This window comes from Leuconostoc fallax KCTC 3537 (assembly GCF_000165675.1).
GTDB lineage: Bacteria > Bacillota > Bacilli > Lactobacillales > Lactobacillaceae > Leuconostoc_B > Leuconostoc_B fallax.
In genome coordinates this window covers 1-19,692 of record NZ_AEIZ01000006.1, presented here as the reverse complement: position 1 = coordinate 19,692, position 19,692 = coordinate 1, and the positions used below count along the sequence as shown (strand labels likewise).

At 37.8% G+C, this 19,692-nt stretch carries 14 protein-coding genes and 4 pseudogenes; 16 read left to right on the top strand and 2 right to left on the bottom strand.

The window, feature by feature from the left end; translation table 11 throughout:
* Nucleotides 1-27: 27 nt before the first annotated feature.
* Complete coding sequence (locus LEUFL_RS0101290) at nucleotides 28-1,434, bottom strand: APC family permease (RefSeq protein WP_010006949.1); 1,407 nt, start codon at nucleotides 1,432-1,434, stop codon at nucleotides 28-30.
* Nucleotides 1,435-1,568: 134 nt separating this feature from the next.
* Between LEUFL_RS0101290 and LEUFL_RS0101285 the strand changes: the two genes are divergently transcribed.
* The 14 genes and pseudogenes from LEUFL_RS0101285 to LEUFL_RS0101225 all read left to right on the top strand — a co-directional run bounded on the left by LEUFL_RS0101285 (nucleotide 1,569) and on the right by LEUFL_RS0101225 (nucleotide 15,358).
* Nucleotides 1,569-2,165 (top strand): nucleoside/nucleotide kinase family protein, encoded by a 597-nt coding sequence (locus tag LEUFL_RS0101285; RefSeq protein ID WP_029508584.1) that lies wholly within the window; start codon nucleotides 1,569-1,571, stop codon nucleotides 2,163-2,165.
* A gap of 285 nt (nucleotides 2,166-2,450) precedes the next feature.
* Entirely contained in the window at nucleotides 2,451-3,647 is a 1,197-nt protein-coding gene (locus LEUFL_RS0101280) for a pyridoxal phosphate-dependent aminotransferase (RefSeq protein ID WP_010006947.1), read from the top strand.
* Nucleotides 3,647-4,639, top strand: a complete 993-nt coding sequence (locus LEUFL_RS0101275; RefSeq protein WP_010006946.1) for a D-2-hydroxyacid dehydrogenase — start codon at nucleotides 3,647-3,649, stop codon at nucleotides 4,637-4,639. Before LEUFL_RS0101280 ends, LEUFL_RS0101275 begins: the two co-directional genes overlap by 1 nt.
* Before the next feature lie 11 nt (nucleotides 4,640-4,650).
* Complete coding sequence (locus LEUFL_RS0101270; RefSeq protein ID WP_010006945.1) at nucleotides 4,651-5,721, top strand: PTS sugar transporter subunit IIC; 1,071 nt, start codon at nucleotides 4,651-4,653, stop codon at nucleotides 5,719-5,721.
* A gap of 95 nt (nucleotides 5,722-5,816) precedes the next feature.
* Nucleotides 5,817-6,503, top strand: a complete 687-nt coding sequence (locus LEUFL_RS0101265; protein WP_010006939.1) for a response regulator transcription factor — start codon at nucleotides 5,817-5,819, stop codon at nucleotides 6,501-6,503.
* The gene (locus tag LEUFL_RS0101260) at nucleotides 6,503-7,780 is read left to right on the top strand and encodes a sensor histidine kinase (protein WP_010006938.1); all 1,278 of its coding nucleotides are present in this window, start codon (nucleotides 6,503-6,505) and stop codon (nucleotides 7,778-7,780) included. The genes LEUFL_RS0101265 and LEUFL_RS0101260 overlap by 1 nt, the downstream gene beginning before the upstream one ends.
* A gap of 55 nt (nucleotides 7,781-7,835) precedes the next feature.
* Nucleotides 7,836-8,684, top strand: coding sequence for a S1C family serine protease (locus LEUFL_RS0101255; RefSeq protein ID WP_010006937.1), 849 nt, complete (start codon nucleotides 7,836-7,838; stop codon nucleotides 8,682-8,684).
* Between the two features lie 98 nt (nucleotides 8,685-8,782).
* Nucleotides 8,783-9,749, top strand: a pseudogene (locus LEUFL_RS10850) (beta-ketoacyl-ACP synthase III).
* Nucleotides 9,750-10,036: 287 nt separating this feature from the next.
* Nucleotides 10,037-11,335 carry a LysM peptidoglycan-binding domain-containing protein gene (locus LEUFL_RS0101245; RefSeq protein ID WP_010006935.1) on the top strand — a complete coding sequence of 433 codons (1,299 nt, stop codon included), beginning with the start codon at nucleotides 10,037-10,039 and terminating at the stop codon, nucleotides 11,333-11,335.
* The gene (locus tag LEUFL_RS12970; protein ID WP_010006934.1) at nucleotides 11,325-11,522 is read left to right on the top strand and encodes a hypothetical protein; all 198 of its coding nucleotides are present in this window, start codon (nucleotides 11,325-11,327) and stop codon (nucleotides 11,520-11,522) included. Before LEUFL_RS0101245 ends, LEUFL_RS12970 begins: the two co-directional genes overlap by 11 nt.
* A complete protein-coding gene (locus tag LEUFL_RS12325) occupies nucleotides 11,519-11,704 on the top strand; it encodes an NlpC/P60 family protein (RefSeq protein ID WP_010006933.1) in 186 nt (61 codons plus the stop codon). Before LEUFL_RS12970 ends, LEUFL_RS12325 begins: the two co-directional genes overlap by 4 nt.
* 193 nt (nucleotides 11,705-11,897) lie before the next feature.
* On the top strand, nucleotides 11,898-13,394 hold the full coding sequence (locus tag LEUFL_RS0101235; protein ID WP_010006932.1) for a LysM peptidoglycan-binding domain-containing protein: 1,497 nt from the start codon (nucleotides 11,898-11,900) through the stop codon (nucleotides 13,392-13,394).
* Nucleotides 13,395-13,471: 77 nt separating this feature from the next.
* Nucleotides 13,472-14,729 (top strand): annotated as a pseudogene (locus tag LEUFL_RS10840) (aminoacyltransferase).
* 152 nt (nucleotides 14,730-14,881) lie between these two features.
* A complete protein-coding gene (locus tag LEUFL_RS0101225) occupies nucleotides 14,882-15,358 on the top strand; it encodes a hypothetical protein (RefSeq protein WP_029508582.1) in 477 nt (158 codons plus the stop codon).
* Nucleotides 15,359-15,418: 60 nt separating this feature from the next.
* Here the strand turns inward: LEUFL_RS0101225 and LEUFL_RS08990 are convergent.
* A pseudogene (locus LEUFL_RS08990) lies at nucleotides 15,419-16,054 on the bottom strand (HD domain-containing protein); the annotation flags it as partial.
* A 129-nt stretch (nucleotides 16,055-16,183) separates the two neighbouring features.
* Between LEUFL_RS08990 and LEUFL_RS0101215 the strand changes: the two are divergent.
* Nucleotides 16,184-17,407 carry an ATP-binding protein gene (locus tag LEUFL_RS0101215; RefSeq protein ID WP_010006928.1) on the top strand — a complete coding sequence of 408 codons (1,224 nt, stop codon included), beginning with the start codon at nucleotides 16,184-16,186 and terminating at the stop codon, nucleotides 17,405-17,407.
* Between the two features lie 137 nt (nucleotides 17,408-17,544).
* Nucleotides 17,545-19,658: pseudogene (gene metG, locus LEUFL_RS10835) on the top strand (methionine--tRNA ligase).
* The last annotated feature ends 34 nt before the right edge of the window (nucleotides 19,659-19,692 follow it).

Genomic DNA, 19,692 nt, shown 5'->3' with positions numbered 1-19,692 from the left:
CAAAATAAAAAACGCTTAACGCGTTTTTTATTTATGATTTAATTTGGAATGCCGGATACCATAATTAAAGTACCAGATGGTACCAATGATTAACCATATTCCAAACATATACAGTGTTTCTGATGATAATTGTGTTAAGAAGAATAAACTAAGGGCACCACCTATAAAAGGAAACACAGGGTACCCAGGCATTTTAAAACCATCATTAGGTAAATCTTTACGATGACGCAGTATAATAATGCCAAAATTAACAAGCATAAAGGCCAATAATGTACCGGCATTAATCAGACTAGTTAATGTGTTTAACGGTACAACACCTGCGAAAACAACTTCAACCACAATTGCTACGATTAACGCATTGACAGGTAGTTGAGATTTTATCGATATTTTACCTAATGATTTTGGTAATAGTCCATCACGTCCGAAGGAATAAGCCAAACGAGAAGAGGCATAAATTAAAGCTAGAATAGCTGTGAACATACCAATCAACGCACCAACTGTAATGACAACTGAGAATTGGGTTTGATGAATTGTTTGTAGGGCAAAGGCTGCAGGATCGTCTACACCAAGTTGCTTATAATTAACAATCCCAGTTAGGACAACGGAGAAAAGTGTATACAATACAGCGGATACTAAGACAGTCCCTAATATACCGCGTGCCATCGTTTTCTTAGGATTTTTCACTTCAGCAGCATGAGCTGCAACTGTGTCATAACCTAAAAATGCGAAGATGATACTAGCCGTTGCGGCCCAAATACCACCTAGTCCACCGAAACCTCTGCGAAATTCTTCGGGATAAAATGGCACATAGTTACTTGTTTTAATGAAGAAAGAACCACCAATAATAAATAATCCAAGAATAGCAACTTTGATAATAACGGCTGAATTTTCAATCTTTTTAGATGTATGTAGGCCACGAGATAAGATAGCCGCAACAATAAGAATAATCAGCACCGCGAATAAATTAATAACACCGCCCTCCATTGGGCCGGCTAACAAACTTTTAGGTGTGTGAATCCCAAAGATAGTGAGCAAATTAGCAAAATAGGCTGAGAATCCAGTTGCAATGGCTGAAACAGCCAAGAAGTATTCTAGAATGAGCGACCAGCCTAGGAGCCAACCAATAATTTCACCGTAAATAACACTACCAAAAGAATACGCAGAACCTGCTACTGGCATGGCTGACGTAAATTCCGCAAAGGCCATACCTGATAATCCAGAAAAGAAGGCAGCAATTAGAAATGCAATTGAGACAGCAGGACCGGCATTTTGGGCAGCTTCATGGCCTGGCAGAATAAAAATTCCGGTACCAATTACTGTACCAACACCTAATCCAACCAAATCTAGTGTTGATAGCTCCCGTTTCATATGAGCATCAGCTTGTAGATAGCGATCTACAGATTCGCGCTTGAATGCGCGTGATAATATTGACATTAAAATCTCCAATCAATTTGACATATAACATCAATTTTATCAGTCAAAACAGAGTGTAGCAAGATTTACCATCTCAAGCGAAACTTACGATACAATATAACTAACAAAAGGGCATGGAGATGAGGAAAAGTATGATGAAAAATAAGAAAGTCTTCGTCATAACAGGTGCTACAGGTGTTGGTAAAACAACGATTGCACGTTATTTACAAGAAAATTATCATATGCCACGTATTATAACGCACACAACGCGACCACCACGAAATCGCGAAAAACAAAATATTGATTATTATTTTGAAACACCAGCTTCGTTTGAAGAAAAACATTATTTAGAACGAGTGGCATATGCAGGTTTTCAGTATGGTTCTTCATATGAGGGACTTAATCATGCGTGGGAAAAAAGTGATTACACAACAATTGTTTTAGATACGGCTGGAGCCGTTACTTATGCACGTGAATTAGGCAATCAAGCCGTCATTCTATTTATTACGGTGGCTCATCCAGATACATTAATTGAGCGTGTCCAGGTAAGAGGCGATAATCCAGATTTGGTAACACGGCGAATTACGTCTCCAGAGTTTTTACGTGATGTTAAGTTACCAGAAGCCTTAGAAAATACAGCATATGTTATCAAAAACGATGATTGGGCGATTACCAAAACGAACATCGATTTAATTGTTCAAGATGTGATGCAGGGGAGAGCGTTACCGCACAAATTAAAGTTAAAAGAATAGTGAAAATATTATGAGATTATTGACAATCAAAAATTATACTAATATAATAGTGACATCAAACAATTAAGAAGGTTCTCAATACATGTCACAAGCAGCGATTAAAATTACATCATTTTATTACTTTTGGTATTTTGCGTAGAACGTATACCAAAAGTAATTTGTGTTGGTATACGGAAGCGACATAGCGACCAGATATCACACAAGTTCGTAATGCATGGACATGTGAACCCCGTCTGGTTAATTGTAATCAGACGGGGTTTTGTTTTGAGAAAATGGAGAGAGAATATGCCCGAAGTAAAACAAAGTATTTTGTCATCACTCAACAAGCGTTTGGACTTGGTTAAGCCAGGTGCTATTCGTGCTTTTGATAATGAAATCAGTAGTATCCCTGATATTTTAAAATTAACTTTGGGAGAGCCTGATTTTAATGTGCCAGATCATATTAAGCAGGCCGCCATTGATTCGATTAATAATGATGATTCTCATTATGCAGCGTCTAATGGAAAAATAGAATTACGTCAAGCAGCTGCAAATTTCTTAAAAGATCGCTATGACTTAGACTATGACGCGCAAGAAGAAATCATTGCCACAGTTGGTGCGACCGAAGCAATTTATACGGTGTTGACTTCAATTTTAAATGAAGGTGATAAAGTACTATTGCCAACACCAATTTTCCCGCTGTATATTCCAATTACGATCATTGATGGTGCAGAACCAGTATTTATGGATACATCTGCTAATGGTTTTGTTTTGAGTCCTGAAATGTTGAAAGCAGCGATTGAAGAGCATGGTGATAAGATTAAAGCAATCGTTTTGAACTTCCCTTCAAACCCAACAGGTGTTACTTATACAGCTGAGGAAGTGCAAGCTTTGGCTGATGTCCTACGTGACACAAATATTATTGTGATTTCAGATGAAATATATTCAGAATTAACTTATGATGCAAAGCATGCTTCAATGGCAAAGTATTTACCAGAACAAACAATTTTGTTAAATGGTGTGTCAAAATCACATGCGATGACCGGATACCGTATTGGTTTCCTAGCAGCACCTGCACCATTAGTTGCACGTCTCGGCCTCATTCACCAGTTTACAATTACAACAGCGACTAATTCAGCTATGGTTGCCGCAACAGAGGCCTTGAGTACGGCAGCAGGTAAACAAGACACATTAGATATGAAAGCTGAGTACCAAAAGCGTCGTGATTATGTGTATGATCAAATGACACAACTTGGCTTTACTGTACCTAAACCAAACGGTGCATTTTATATTTTCGCCAAAATTCCAGCTGAATTAAGCCAAGATGATGTTGCATTTGCACGTGATCTTGCTTACAAAAATAAGCTAGCCTTGATTCCTGGATCAGCTTTTGGACCTGGTGGTGAAGGCTATGTTCGTATCAGTTACGCTGCTTCAATGACAACCCTACAAGAAGCAATGAAGCGTCTTGGTGAATATATTGAGGAAAGCGCCCAAGCATAATGACTAAAATTTTGATGACCAGTGTCCGGGATGATGAACAATCAGCGATTGATGATTTTGCTAAAGCACATCATATCGATATTATGGTAACCACGAAAGAATGTCATCCAGGAACTTTACCTGATTTAACAGACATCGATGGTCTGGTTATCCAGCAAACATCAAAAATAGGCGGTGATGTGGCTTTTTATCATCAACTAAAAGATGCTGGTTTAAAACAAATAGCAACGCGGACCGCTGGATATGACATGATTGAGGTGGACCTAGCTAAAAAAGCAGGATTGGCTGTGACGAATGTACCAGCATATTCACCACGTTCAGTAGCTGAGATGGCGTTGATGCAGATTTTTAGACTGCTGCGTCAAACTTTGGCTTTTGACCAACGCATAGCGAATCAAGATTTTCGTTGGGCGGGGCTTCAGTCAAAAGAAATACACTCCGTCACTGTTGGGATTATTGGTGCTGGACGAATCGGTGGCACACTAGCAAAACTGTTACATGCTTTAGGTGCTAAAGTATTGGCTCACGATGTGCAGCAACGTGAGGACTTACAAGGTATTGTGACCTATGTTTCTAAAGCACAATTACTGCGCGAAAGCGATGTCATCAGTTTGCATGTTGATCTCAATCCAACATCAGTTGGCCTTTTGACCGCAAAAGATTTTGCACAGATGAAACCAGAAAGTTATTTGGTTAATGCTTCTAGAGGACCCGTTATTAATACAGATGATTTGATTGTCGCTTTAGAGAATGGACCAATAGCTGCCGTAGCATTAGACACAGTAGAAGGTGAATCAGCTGTTTTCAATCATAACTTGAGTACGACGGGCATACCAGATTCAAGAATTGCCAAATTATTAGCAATGCCAAATGTATTGATAACACCACATGTTGCTTTCTTTACCAATATTGCAGTCAAGAATATGGTAGATATTGCATTGCAGGATACTTTGACAATATTAACAAATCAAACGTCAGAGCACGAAATTTAATAGGATACTTTATGACGACTCAAAAAACCATGACCAATACCACATCATGGCAAACAATCAAGAAATTTATCATTAATGTTTTAAATGGCACGAGCTTAGGAATCGTCATAACATTGATACCTAGTGCGTTAGTCAATCAACTGTTACCATTATTTTCAGGTAATGCTTTCGCACAACAAATCGGCTTTATGACAACACTCTCACAGTGTGCTTTGCCAATCGTTTCGGGCTTTGCTGTCGGTCAAATTTTGAAATTATCAACGATTGATGCTGGTTCAATTGCTTTAGCTACCTTTGTATCAGCAGGAGTTGTGACGCCTTCTCCAAAAGGGATGACGATTGCTGGTACCGGTGTTATTTTGAACATCATTTTAGTCGCCTTCCTGTCGACCATTATTGTTCAATTAACTAAGCAACGACTAGGGCATCTCAAAATGCTCTTGCAACCACTATTAACATTGATTATTGCAGGTGGTATTGGCCTAGCGACACTGGAACCATTAAGAAACGTCCAAACGTATGTTGGTGAATTGGTTGCTTATGCAACTGATTTAACACCTATCTTGATGGGCGCTTTATTAGGCATGATATTTGCTTTCTTAATTGTGTCACCACTTTCATCTGTTGGCATTGGTATGGCCATTGGTTTAGCAGGTGTTGGATCGGGTGCAGCTAATGCTGGCATTACGGTAGCGAGTTTTACTTTAGCTGCCATGGGCAGTAGCGTGAATCCATTAGGTGGTACATTGGCACATTTCGTTGGTTCCCCTAAAATCCAAATGGCCAATATGTTGACCAAGCCAAAACTATTTATTCCAACTTCAATTGGTGCGGGTATCATGGGCGCTATTGCGACACTATTAAATATAAAAGGGACGGCTTTCTCTGCTGGCTTTGGTTTCTCTGGTTTGATTGGGCCTTTAACAGCATATAGCCAATCGGATAAAAGTATACTGGCGATTATATTTGTATTATTAGTTTTCGTTATTTTACCAGTCTTACTAGCACTGTTACTAAAATATATTTTTATTCAACATTTTGGTTGGATAAAAGCAGAAGATTTAAAACTAACACTACAATAGTAGATAAAATGCGACGTATGTCGCATTTTTTATTTTCAATTAAGCCGAAAAGGGTAGAATAGAAATAGTAAAATGCTGGATAGGTGGAGAGAATCATGACAAAAGCAATTAAAATTTTATTAATCGAAGATGATGTGAACTTAGCAGATAGTATTGTTGGCTTTTTGCAAGATTTTTCAGATGTTAAAGTCGTCGAGGATGGTTTAGACGGAGAATTTGAAGCACAAGAAGTACCATATGATTTGGTGATTAGCGATTTAATGTTACCAGGACAAGATGGTCTAACAATTATCAAAAATCTACGTGAGAAAGAAATTGAAACGCCGGTCTTGATTCTGACTGCTAAAAGTTCTCTTGATGATAAAATTGAAGGTTTTAATGTCGGCGCAGATGATTATTTAACAAAGCCTTTTTATCGCGAGGAGTTGCTTGTACGCGTTAAAGCGTTATTGCGCCGTAGTGGTGTTTTCTCGGAAGACAATACCATTGAGGTTGGGGATGTCTTAATTAATCTCGAAAATCGTGGGGTACAAGTGCATGGACAACCTGTTAAATTAGTTGGTAAAGAGTTTGATATTTTGACTTATTTAGCACAAAACAAAAATATTATTATTACACGTGAGCAAATATTTGATCGTGTTTGGGGCATTGATTCCGATACAACCATTAATGTTGTGAATATCTATTTAAATAATTTACGTCGTAAATTAGAAGCAGTGGGTCAAGATAATTTGATCAAGACATTACGAAACATTGGATTTATCTTAGAAGTAGGTGAATAATGCCGAATATTATCAATAAGCGGCAACAAATTTCCGGATTTTTATGGCAATTTGGTGCTTTCTTTGTTATTTTTACGTTTCTGGGTTTGCTTATTTATTGGACGTACACACGCTCAATTTATCAAAGTTCAGATATGGCGATTAATCAACAAGTGCGGGTATGGGAGCAACAAAAATACTTAGCAGATGATACAACCACAAAAAGAATACCGTCAACATCGATACCAAATACAAGAACAGAAGTTATTTTATTTGATAAAAAATCTAAAGTTGTTGTGGATCAACTCGCAGCCAATGTATATCGTTCAGAAGTGTTAGCGGGCATTCATTTTCAAAAATCAGGCGTAAGTCGACCAATTACAACCATTGAAGTCAACGGTAATCATTATCGGATGGCGAGTGTTGCATTTAAAAACAATGTGACTTTCGAAGACACCAAAGTAAAATATGCCATGGTGCTTGTTAATGTTACAGATACAATGTTTAATTTACAGCGCTTTAAGCAAGTGATTTTTTGGTCATTTGGTACGTTCGGGTTACTAGCATTAGCAATCAGTTATGTGATTAGTCGCCGAAACATGATTCCAATTTTGAAATCATGGCAACGACAGCAAGATTTCGTTGATACAGCAGCACATGAATTACGTACACCCTTGGCAGTTATTCAGGGTAAGTTAGAAACAATGCTAACACACCCCGAAGATACAATTAGGAATCAGTCGAGTCAAATTATTTTATCTTTGTCTGAAATTCGCCGTCTAAATGCCTTAACAAGTAATATGTTGACTTTGGCTAAAGCAGGATCGAATATGACGAAGTTAGAAAAAGAAGCAACTGATATTGCTGAATTTTTGACAGAGATTACAGCGCCTTATCAAGAGATGGCGCAATTTGATGAGAAAGAAGTGACCTTAGCAACTGACGTACCACAACAGGTTTCGATTGATCGTAAGAGAATTCATCAATTACTTGTTTTGTTACTAGATAATGCATTAAAATATTCTTCTTCTGGTGCCAAAATCGCAGTATCGGCTACAGTTGAACGTAAAAAATTAGTATTGAGTGTCGCAGATACTGGTAGTGGTATTAGTGATGAAGCCAAAAAACATATTTTTGATCGCTTTTATCGAGAGGATAAGACAGGTAACCGAGAGACGGGTGGTACAGGACTTGGCTTATCGATTGCTGAATGGATTGTTTTAGCCCATAATGGTAAAATTGTTGTTTATGATAATAAGCCACAAGGTACCGTGTTTAAGGTAACATTACCAATGTAAATCTGACTTAATCTTAATGGGTCATATAATATTGAATTAAAAGTGAGGATTAACGATGACAAAAAAAGCCTTTTTATTAGTAGCACTTGTTGCTGCAGTGATTGGTGGACTAGTCGTTTATACAGGACTACAGCCTAATTCATGGTTCCAAAAATCGTTTGTATCAAATAAAGCAAGTAATCATACAGGAGTTACGAAAGTTTCGACTGTCTCTTATACAAGCGAGGACAATGCGACAACAGCCTACAATAAAGTGAAAAATGCTGTAGTCACTGTACAGAATTTGCAGCAAAAGCAATCCGCTCAATGGGGCCTAACAGTGGGTAATGCAAGCGATGATAGTAGCAACTTAACCACTGCTTCTGAAGGTTCTGGTGTTGTCTATAAGATTAAAGGTGATACCGCTTATATTATTACCAACCGCCATGTTGTGGCTAGTTCGGCTAAGCTTCAGTTAATATCTGCTGCGGGGAAGAAAGCCACGGCAACCATCGTTGGTACAGATACCACTAAGGATTTAGCTGTACTACGGACAAGCGCCAAGCACTTTAAAACAGCTGCGACTTTTGCAGATGTTAAAAAGCTCCAATCTGGACAACAAGTATTAGCGATTGGTTCACCGCTAGGTTCTGAATATGCAACATCATTAACGAGTGGGATTATTTCGGCTACACGACGTCAACTGGTCGTTAATAGTCAAGGCACTAAGGCCACCGTTATTCAAACGGATGCTGCGATTAATTCAGGAAATTCTGGCGGGCCTTTGATTAATTTAAAGGGTGAGGTAGTCGGTATTAATTCGATGAAATTAGCCAACTCAACAGATGGTACAAGTGTTGAGGGGATGGGTTTCTCTATTCCCGCTGACATTGTCCAAACCTTCATTAATAAAACTGAAAAGTAAAAATAAGAAAGTTGGTTCGCCAACTTTCTTATTTATTTTGTAATTTTGAAAAAATTCGTTACAATAGGTAAAGTATTTAAAACTAAAGAGGGAAGATTATGCCCGGAACTAAAATAATTGCCAGTGCACATTATGTCCCTGAAAACGTTGTGACAAATGATGATTTGGTAAAAATCATGGATACGAGTGATGCTTGGATTCAAGCACATACTGGGATTAAAACACGCCATATGTCCTTGCAGGGTGAAGATACCAGCGATTTAGCGACTGCGGCTGCTAAAAAAGCATTAGCACAAACACATCTAGACGCAAGTGATATCGATGCGATTATTGTGACGACATTTACACCAGATGGTTTATCCCCATCCACTGCTGCATTGGTACAACGCAACCTTAATGCTGAAGGTGCTTGGGCTTATGACTTAGCAACAGCTTGTTCAGGATTCATTTTTGGGTTAAGTACTGCTGATAAATTTATTCGCTCAGGTAGTTATCGTAATATATTATTGATCTCTGCTGAAGTAAATTCTAAAATGATGGACTTTTCTGATCGAACTTCCACCGTTTTTTTGGTGACGCAGCTGCTGCCTATATCTTAACATCAGCAGAAGAAGGGATTATTATAGATGAAGAAATGCACACTATTGGTAATTCCGAGGTCGTACATTCAGGACGGGTCGCGCCCTTAACTCAATTGTCTGTTGATAACTACCCAAAAATGGACGCTTTTGCACAAGTGGGTCGTGATGTTTTCAGTGAAGTAACGACATTGATTCCACAACATATTGTTAAATTTTTGGCGCAAAATGATTTAACACCACATGATATTGATTACTTTATCCCGCATCAAGCGAATTTGAGACTGATTGAATTTATTGCCGATGCACTGCAACAGCCAATCACTAAATTTTCTACTAATATTACGAAATATGGTAATACATCGTCTGCTGGTATTGCAATTGGTTTAGATGAATTACGACAGCAACAGCAGTTAACAGGTAAAAAGTATTATTAACAGGCTTTGGTGCTGGTTTTACTTATGGCAGCATTTTATTATCCTTTTAAATTCTAAATTTTTTATTAAGGCATTAAGATTTATGCAATGATGATGAAATAGTGTGAAATCACACTATTTTTTATTGAAAAAATTACATTTTGACGGATAAACGCGATCACAGCGCATTATTAGCTCATGAAATAATTTTGTAACATTGTTATTTAATAGCAAAGATTGAACAATATTGATGTTATAAAAAATAGGTATACTAGTTCATGTTGTTAAGATTTGTTTAAGAACAAGTCTAAAAATTAATAATCTTACTAAATACTTTATAAACTGGAGATACCCCCTTATGAGCAAGATAATCAAAAATGCATTGTTAGCGACTGCTGGTGCCGCTGCAGCCTTCACTGGCGCACAAGCGACTGTATCAGCAGATACAGTAACTGTACAATCAGGTGACACTTTATCAAAAATTGCTACTGAACATAACACAACTGTTGATGCCTTAGCAAAAACTAACAATATTTCACAATCAGATTTGATTGTAGCTGGTAGTACAATTAACATTTCAACTGATCAAAATGTTAAAGGTTTAAGTGCCGATAAAGCAACTTATACAGTACAATCAGGCGATACACTAACAAAAATTGCTGAAAAGACGGGTGTTAGTGCGCAAGTATTAGCTCAAAATAACGATATTTCCAATACTGATTTGGTTGTAACGGATGCTGTTTTGAAGTTATCTACAGCACAAACAACAGCAACGGTCGAAACAAAGACTGTTGCACAAACTGTACCTGCCAATGTTGAGTATATTGCTGCAGCTGACGCAAATCATGATAATTACATGACAGCCGCAGAATATACAACTTATCAAGCTAATGGTGGTTCAGCACAACAAGCAACTGAGGCAAAGTCAACACAAACAGCATCAGCAGAAACAGTACCTGCTAATGTTGAATACGTTGCTGCAGCTGATGCAAACCATGATAATTACATGACAGCTTCAGAATATTTAGCTTACAAGGCTAATGGCGGTTCAGCACAACAAACAACAACTGAAGCAAAGCCAACACAAACAGCTACTACATCTACAGAAACAGTACCTGCTAATGTTGAATACGTTGCTGCAGCTGATGCAAACCATGATAATTACATGACAGCCGCAGAATATTCAGCTTACAAAGCTAATGGCGGTTCAGCAGCACAAACAACACAAGCAGCCACACAACAAGCGCAAACAACACAAACAAAAAGTAGCGCACAACTTGTTCAAACAAGTAATGAAACAACATCAAATACTTCATCTGTTGCAACATCATCTGCTGATGCAACAATTAATGCTTGGAATGCAATGCGTGCCAAGATGGGATTGAAGCCTGTTACAATTAGTGCTTCATTGTCAGCGCATGCACAACAACGTGCACAATTGATGGGTTCATCATCTAATTGGTTTGGGGCGCACGTTAGTTCTAATACGCCAGAAGTTGTAGCCAATGGTTTTGGCGCTGGTTCATCAGTTATTAATGCTTGGTACTATGAAACTGGCATGGTAAATGGTGGTCATACTGAATTTATCGTTAATCCTAACTTCACTCAAGCTGGTGTGGGTTATTATAATGGATGGATTGTGGTCAATGCACAATAGTCCAATACTAGAAAAGCAATCGGGTTCAAGTATCCAGGTTGCTTTTAACCTTATCAATACATCTTATAGCCAATTAAATAGTGGTGAATGGGTTGCGGCTGTATTAAATCATTCAGATTACAAACCAAAAATCATTACAAGTGGTCAAATGAAATCAGCACGCAAGTTAATCAAATACATCAAATGATTGGTGTACTCCAAGCAACACCAGGCGACTTATTATTTTGGGGAATTCCAGCAAACCCTTATCATGTCGGTATTTATATTGGTGGTAATCAATTTATTGCAGCTAAATTAGGTCAAGAAACAGCTAAAGTTCAAGTGCTTTCTAAAGATTGGTATCCTAATTTTGCCGGTAAGACAGTGTAATATTGTAATCTTTTTGTAATGAATGACACGCAACCTTATCAATGAAAGCATTCTGAAAAATTCAAATTATGTTAATGACATAGTACATTGTTATACTGGACACTGTTGAGTTAAGAAAAACAGAATAATTTTAAACATCATATCGTATAGAGTTTAAGTCAGTATAAAAAGAATTTTTCAAAAAGAGGTATTTATGAAACCATCAACTATTGCTAAATCAATCGCAGCCACAGCCGGTGCTTTCGCCGTTGCAGGTGCATCACAAGTTTCAGCTGACACAATTAACATCAAGTCAGGGGACACACTTTACAGCTTGGCATCTCGTTACAACACAACTGTTGACGCACTTGCTAAGGCTAACAATATCTCAAATGTTAATTTGATTATTGCGGGTCAAAAGTTAGAAACTTCAACTACTAAGACAGCAACAGCTAAAGCTGTACAACCACAAACTGCTAAAGTTTCTGGTACTTATACAGTAGTTGCTGGTGACACACTTCGCGCCATTGCTGCTGCACATAATGTTTCAGTAGAAACACTCGCTGCTGCTAACAATATTTCAAACGTTGATTTAATTCTTGTTGGTCAGTCATTGAAGTTGTCAGGAAACGCAGCCACTACTAAGGTTGCGCCTACAACACAAGCACCTGCTGCTTCATCACAATCATCATCATCACAAAGCAGTGCAGTGTCATCAACACAAGCACCTGCATCTTCTGTAGCAGCACCTGCACAGTCATCCGTAGCACAAAGTTCAGCAACTTCAACTCAAAACACTGCTACTGCACCAAGTGCATCAACACAAGCACCAGTATCATCTGTAGCAACATCTGAACAATCATCACAAAGTTCAGTAACACCTGCTAAGACAACAGTAGCATCACAAGCAGCACCTGCATCTTCTGCAGAATCCTCATCACAAAGCAGTGCAGAATCATCAACACAAGCACCTGCATCTTCTACAGAATCAGCAACACAAAATAATGCAGTATCATCAACACAAGCATCTACTTCTTCTGTAACAGCACCAGTTGCTTCATCACAAGCATCTTCTGCAGCATCATCACAAACACCTGCTGCACCTAAGGCTGCTGAGCCCAAGGCAACAGCACCTGTACAAAAGCAAGAGCAAGCCTTGTCATATATTGCTGATGCCGATGCAAACGGCGATAACTACATGACACAAGCTGAATATGATGCTTATAAGGCAAACGGTAGTGTAAGTACGTCTAAGAAGACAACTACACAAGCAACACAAAATACAGCTCAAGCTTCAACAACGACATCAACACAAACTCAAGCTGCAACTGTTGAAAAGACATCAACATCATCTGCAACATCTACATCAACAGTATCTTCAACTAGTGCTGATGCAACAATTAATGCATGGAACGCTAAGCGTGCCCAACTTGGTTTGAAGCCAGTATCATTGAATGCTTCATTATCAGCTAAAGCACAAGCGCGTGCACAACAAATGGCATCTAACTCAAACTGGTTCAGTTTGCATGAAGGTTCAAATACACCTGAAGTTGTTGCCAATGGCTTCGGTGCCGGTGCAGCAGTTATCGATGCTTGGTATAATGAAACAGGTATGGTTAACGGTGGACATACTGAATTTATCATTAACCCTAATCTTTCTTCAGCCGGTGTTGGATACTACAACGGTTGGATCGTGGTTGACGCACAATAAATTTATGAAAAAAGTAGGGGTACCCCCTACTTTTTTTATGTTTTCATGTATAGTGAATTACAGAGGATTTTTTACTTATGACTTATCAGTTTACTGAACTTACTAATGAAGAATTTGATCAATTTGAAAAGCAACACCAATTAGGTACTTTTCTACAATCTCAATCTCAGGCTGAATTACTAAAAAAGCGTGGGTATAAAATTTGGTTGGTCGGTGTAAAAGAAACCAAAAATAATGAAGTGGTAGCTACAGCGCTAGTGTTGCGCGAAACTGTTCGACTGGGTTATGTGATGTCACTTGATCGTGGCCCATTACTTGATTTTGATAACCAAGAGTTAGTAGCGTACTTTTTTGCAGCTTTCAAGATGTTTGCTAAGGCGCATAATGGTTTGTATATTGAGGTACGGCCTAATGTAACATTCCAATTAACAGACAATCACGGTGAAACAATTGGTGACAAGAATACATCATTCTTTGACCAAATGTCACGTTTGGGATTTGTGCATCAACCATTCTCGGATGGCTTTACAACGGTTGCTTCACCAGAGTGGGAGTACATTAAAGATCTATCAGAATTAAGTGATGAGAAGTCAGTTCATCAATCTTACACTAAGAATGCAGTATATTATCTGAAAAAAATAAGCAGTTCGGTATTAAATTACGTCAGTTAAAAAATCAGATTTAGCCGATTTTAAAGCTTTAACACAAAAGACAGCTGATCGTCTACATTATCATGATAAGGATCTCAATTTTTATGAGACTGTTTATGATGTTTATGGTGATCGTGCGACATTTTTATTTGCTGAATTGAATTTTAATAACTATATTCAAGAAGAACAGCAAAAAGTGAGTGCATTAACTGCTAAATTGGATAAAATTAATCAAAAAATTGAAAAGTATCCCGCTAACGATAAATTTAAACGTCAGTATGCGGAATTTGACGATCAGCGTCAGCAGCATAAAAAGCGTATTAACAAAGCTGAAGAACAACATCAACAAGCTGGTGTTGATGAAGTCGTTGTTGCTTGTGCTTTATTTATTCAACAACCACAAGAAATGAATTACTTATTCTCTGGTACTGATGAGACGTATATGGACTATTATGGTCCTTACCAAATCCAAGATGTAATGATTAATCAAGCTGTTCAAGCCGGTATAAAGCGTTATAATTTCTATGGTATTGCTGGCCGCTTTGATGGCACTGATGGCGTTTTGGGCTTTAAAACTGCCTTTAATGGTTCTGCACGTCAACTCGTGGGAAACTTCATGATGCCAGTTCAGCCCCTTAAATATAAAATCTATCGGCTACTCAAAAAATTAATGGGTCGCGGTTAATAGATGCAATTTAGCTTGTCCATTACTTAATGGACAAGCTTTTTTCAAGCACTTTCCTAGACCTTAAAGTTGGTATTCAGTAGAATATTAGTAAGGAGTCAAACGGTTACATTTCAGAAAATTAGACAAGCACTAGGAAATGAGGCGTGTACATGAAAAAAGGTGTTTTAATTGGTATTATTTCTTCTTTGGTCACATTAGTAGTCTGTGGTATAGCGTTTTATACTTATAGCGAATTACAAGACGATCGTGATGATCGAACAGATACACCACAAGAACAGTCTACCAGTACCTCTTATTCGCAGTCAGGTAGTGGTGGTAGTAGCACGACAAGTAGTAGCAGTAGCAGCAGTATGCCTGGTGGTTATAATTTACCCAGTCAAGATAAAGTGAATGAACGCTTGAATTCAGATTTGGACAAGTTTGTTCAAAATAATAGTACCGATATTCATAATGGTAAATCTAATGACGAATTGTATGATATGTTTGAAGATCAATATGTTGATGCATATGAAAATGAATTAGAACGTAAGCACGGCGAGTCACAAGATGATGCAATTGAGAAATTATTGGATCAAGGTGTAGCCAATCTGAACTTTAACGAACGGATTACTGCTGCTAAGCAATAAAATCAAAATAAAAAGGTAAGATACATTGTATCTTACCTTTTTTATTTTGGCTTTATTTTTTAATTGCCATTCATCTTCGAATTGATGTACGAAATCTAACATAAATTGATGACGCCCAGCCCCAATTTTTTTAGCTGTATCGGTGTTGAGATAATCTTTAAGTAGAAAGAGTTTTTCATAAAAATGATTAATGGCAGTAGAACTTCCCTTTCGATATTCTTTTTTGTCCATGTGATGACGTGGCTTGATGTTAGGATCATAAAGTGCATGATGTGCATGAACACCATATTCAATTGTTCGAGCGACTGCAATAGCACCAATAGCTTCTAATCGATCCGCATCCTGAACAATTTGTCCATTAATATCTAATGGAGCAGCACCATCTAGTGATTTAGACCAAGACATATTGTCAATGATATAGAAAATAGCAGTCTGTTGTGCCTTCGTTACATCAATACTATTAAGAAAATCAGCTACACGTTGTTTGGCTGCGACAACATCACTGAATAATTTATCATCATAGGTATCATGTAATAGCGCTGCAGCGCGTACGATAAAAGGATCAGCACTTGGCTCATGTTCTAAAATTGTATTAGATAAAGCTAGAACGCGCTCAATATGGTCAGTGCCATGTCCTGTTTCATCATTACCCAAAACTTGCTGCATGAATTGCTGAATTTGATCTAATTGTGTCATTTTCCCCTCCAAACTGTTAACCTTATGGTATCAAAACACCTTAGAATATGCTACGTGAAAGAATAAATTACATGCCAATTTTGAGTGTGTCTATATTGATAAGATAAAAAATGTTAGGAGAAAGTTAAAGTGATTATTGATAATTTTGCAAAAAATACTATTGCCAACGAGCAGGTCGACCTTGATGCTAATGCACTGTTAGCACATCATTTATTAATCACTGGTGCTACTGGTAGTGGTAAATCAACATCTCTACTAAAATTGGTAGAAAGTCTACAATCAAAACAACAGGCAACCATCATACTTGATCCAACAGGCGAGTATCATGATTTAGCGCATTCAGTGCAGTATAAGTTAGGGCAAAATGCTAATTTAGATTTTAGTCATTTTTCGGCAAAAGAAATTGCGGATTTGTTAGGTGATGCTAAAGGGACTTTAGTCAAGCAAATTGACGCTGCTATGACATCACTTAAAATACAAAAGAACGTCATCCAACAACCGGGATTGTACCAAAAAGTTAATCAATCACAAGAAGTATTTCAACAACAACAGACGGCTTTAAAAATGTTTGGAACAGATTATGATGCTAACCTGTTGCTTGATCAAGTTATTCAGGAATTTGTTGTGCCGTTGAGTGATGATCGAGCGGATTATAGCTTATTAGGACAAGTACTCGATTATCATAACATCAAAGCGCATTGGTTGACTTTGTTGGCAATGAAACAAGCATTGCAATCACCAAATTTACAGTATATTTTCAATAGGCATGATCATCATGTGGCGAAACAAACACAGACAGACTTGTTTTACATTTTAAAATTATTTTCTGAACATCAAGGCCAATTAACGTTGGTCATTGATATTAGTGCGTTAATGGTACAAGGCTCACAAAGCCGCTTAGTTTTATCTATTTTATTAAGACATCTTTTAGTGTTAAGAGCGACAAGTGCATATCGTTTTCCCATCACACTTTTTTTGGATGAATCCCATCGCTTTATCCCGGCAGAGCATGAAAATCTGACGGAATCTGGTTTATTTAAGTTGATTCGGGAAGGCAGAAAGTATGGTTTATACGTTGCATTGTCGACACAATCGCCACTTGACTTACCAGCCCAATTGCGGGGACAATTTGGTAGCATATTAATTCACCAGTTGAATGATTCAGAGGAACTCAATTGTTTGGTAACGCCAAAAGTTGACGATTTATTACAATATCAAAGATTGCAGCCGGGACAATGTATGTTGCAGTTAAATGGGAAACACGATATGTTACATGTCAATATTATGCAACCCAAGGCTTATCATGCGACAGCTTCACCGCTTTTCAAAAAACAGTATACGTATGAGAATTAAGTAGCTGCCTGCTCATTTATACACATTTGATTGGGAGATGTTATCTATACAAAGCAGCGGCGGCGGTATCAAAATAGCTTAAAATTCGCTATAATAAATTTATATTACCTCATACGGTAAAAGGAAAGAGGACTCATATGTCAGAACCAAATAATGTCTTATTTAACACTGGAAATCTAACAGATAGTGCTGTTATTTATGATAAGTTTTCTAAGGCAGAGCAACAATTTGCAAAGCGTGAAGATAATACATTTTATATTACAACACCAATTTATTACCCATCAGGGAAATTACAGTTAGGCAATACCTATACCACGGTTTTGGCTGATGCTGCAGCGCGCTATCATCGCCTGTTAGGTCAAGATGTTTATTTTTGACTGGGACTGATGAACATGGGCTCAAAATCCAACAAAAAGCACAAGCAGCTGGACAATCTGAAATTCAATATTTGGATGGTATGGCGAAACAAATTAAAGAATTATGGTCATTAATGGATATTTCATATGATCAATTTATTCGAACAACTGAACCACAGCATGAAGCAGCAGTTCAGAATATTTTTAAACAATTGCTAGATCAAGGTGATATTTATAAAGGCGAATACGAGGGATGGTATTCAGTATCTGACGAAGAATACTTTACGGAATCACAATTAGCCGAAGTGTATCATGATGATAATGGTAAGGTAATTGGCGGTAAAGCACCATCAGGACACGAAGTTGAGCTAGTCAAAGAAGAAGCTTACTTCTTTAAGATGAGTAAGTATGCTGACTGGTTATTGGACTACTATAAATTGCATCCTAATTTTATTCAGCCTGAGGCACGAATGAATGAAATGATCAGTAACTTTATAGCGCCTGGCTTGGAAGATCTTGCCATGACAAGAACCAGTTTTGATTGGGGTGTTAAGGTACCTGGTGATGAAAAGCATGTCATTTATGTGTGGATCGATGCCTTGGCCAACTATATTACTGCCTTGGGTTATGGTAGTGCTGATGATACATTATTCCAACGCTATTGGCCAGCTAATGCACAATTAGTTGGTAAAGAAATTGTGCGTTTCCATACGATTTATTGGCCAATTATTTTACATGCACTAGGCTTACCACTACCAAAATCAGTGATTGGGCACGGTTGGTTAGTGATGAAAGACGGTAAAATGTCTAAATCAAAGGGTAACGTTATTTACCCTGAAGTATTAGAACAACGTTATGGTCTTGATGCAGTACGTTACTATCTATTACGAGCAATGCCATTTGGTAATGATGGTGTCTTTACACCTGAGGACTTTGTGAGTCGTGTTAATTTTGATTTGGCAAACGACCTTGGTAATTTACTTAATCGGACAATTGCCATGATTAATAAGTACGAAGAGGGCATTATTCCAAAGTTAGCAACCGGTAAAACGTCATTTGATGAAGATTTAATTCGGATTATTAACGAAAGTATGGTAACGTATCATCAGCATTTCAACAAATTACGGACAGCAGATGCTTTGGAGTCAATATGGACGATTATTCGTCGTGCCAATAAATATATTGATGAAACACAACCTTGGGTTTTGGCAAAAGATGAAGCGCGTGCAGATGAGTTGTCAAGTGTCATGGCACATTTGGCGGCTTCGCTAAGAGTTACTGCTGTACTATTGCAACCTGTACTGACACAAGCACCTGCCAAAATATTTGAACAACTTGGATTAGATTATCCCAAAGAGGGTGTGCGTATTGCTAATCTATCTTTTGGTGGCTTACCAACAGGTGGAAAAGTTGTGAAGAAGGGACAACCAATCTTCCCACGTCAAAATTTTGAAGAGGAAGTAACCTTTATTGCAGGTTTGGTTTCTAAAGATACTAAAGGTAAGGGACGTGCAGCTAAAGAAGAAGCCAAACAAAAAGCACAAACCGAAGCAGTAGTAGAAAAAGCACCAATTGCTTATGATGATTTTGACAAGGTACAAATTCTTGCAGCTAAAATCACAGCTGGTGAAATTGTGGCAAAATCAGAAAAACTTCTTAAGTTTACATTGGATGATGGTTCTGGTAAACCAAGACAAATCCTTTCAGGTATTCGTAAATGGTATCCAGAGCCAACAGCTCTGATCGGAAAAACGGTGGCTATCGTTGCTAATATGAAACCACGCAAAATGGCAGGTGAGATGAGTGAAGGTATGATTCTCTCTGCTGAAAAGAATGGTAAAGTAACAGTGACCATTTTGCCAGATAGTATTGAGGCAGGATCAGGTATCGAATAATTGTTAATTGAAAAAGCCAAAAACCATATATATG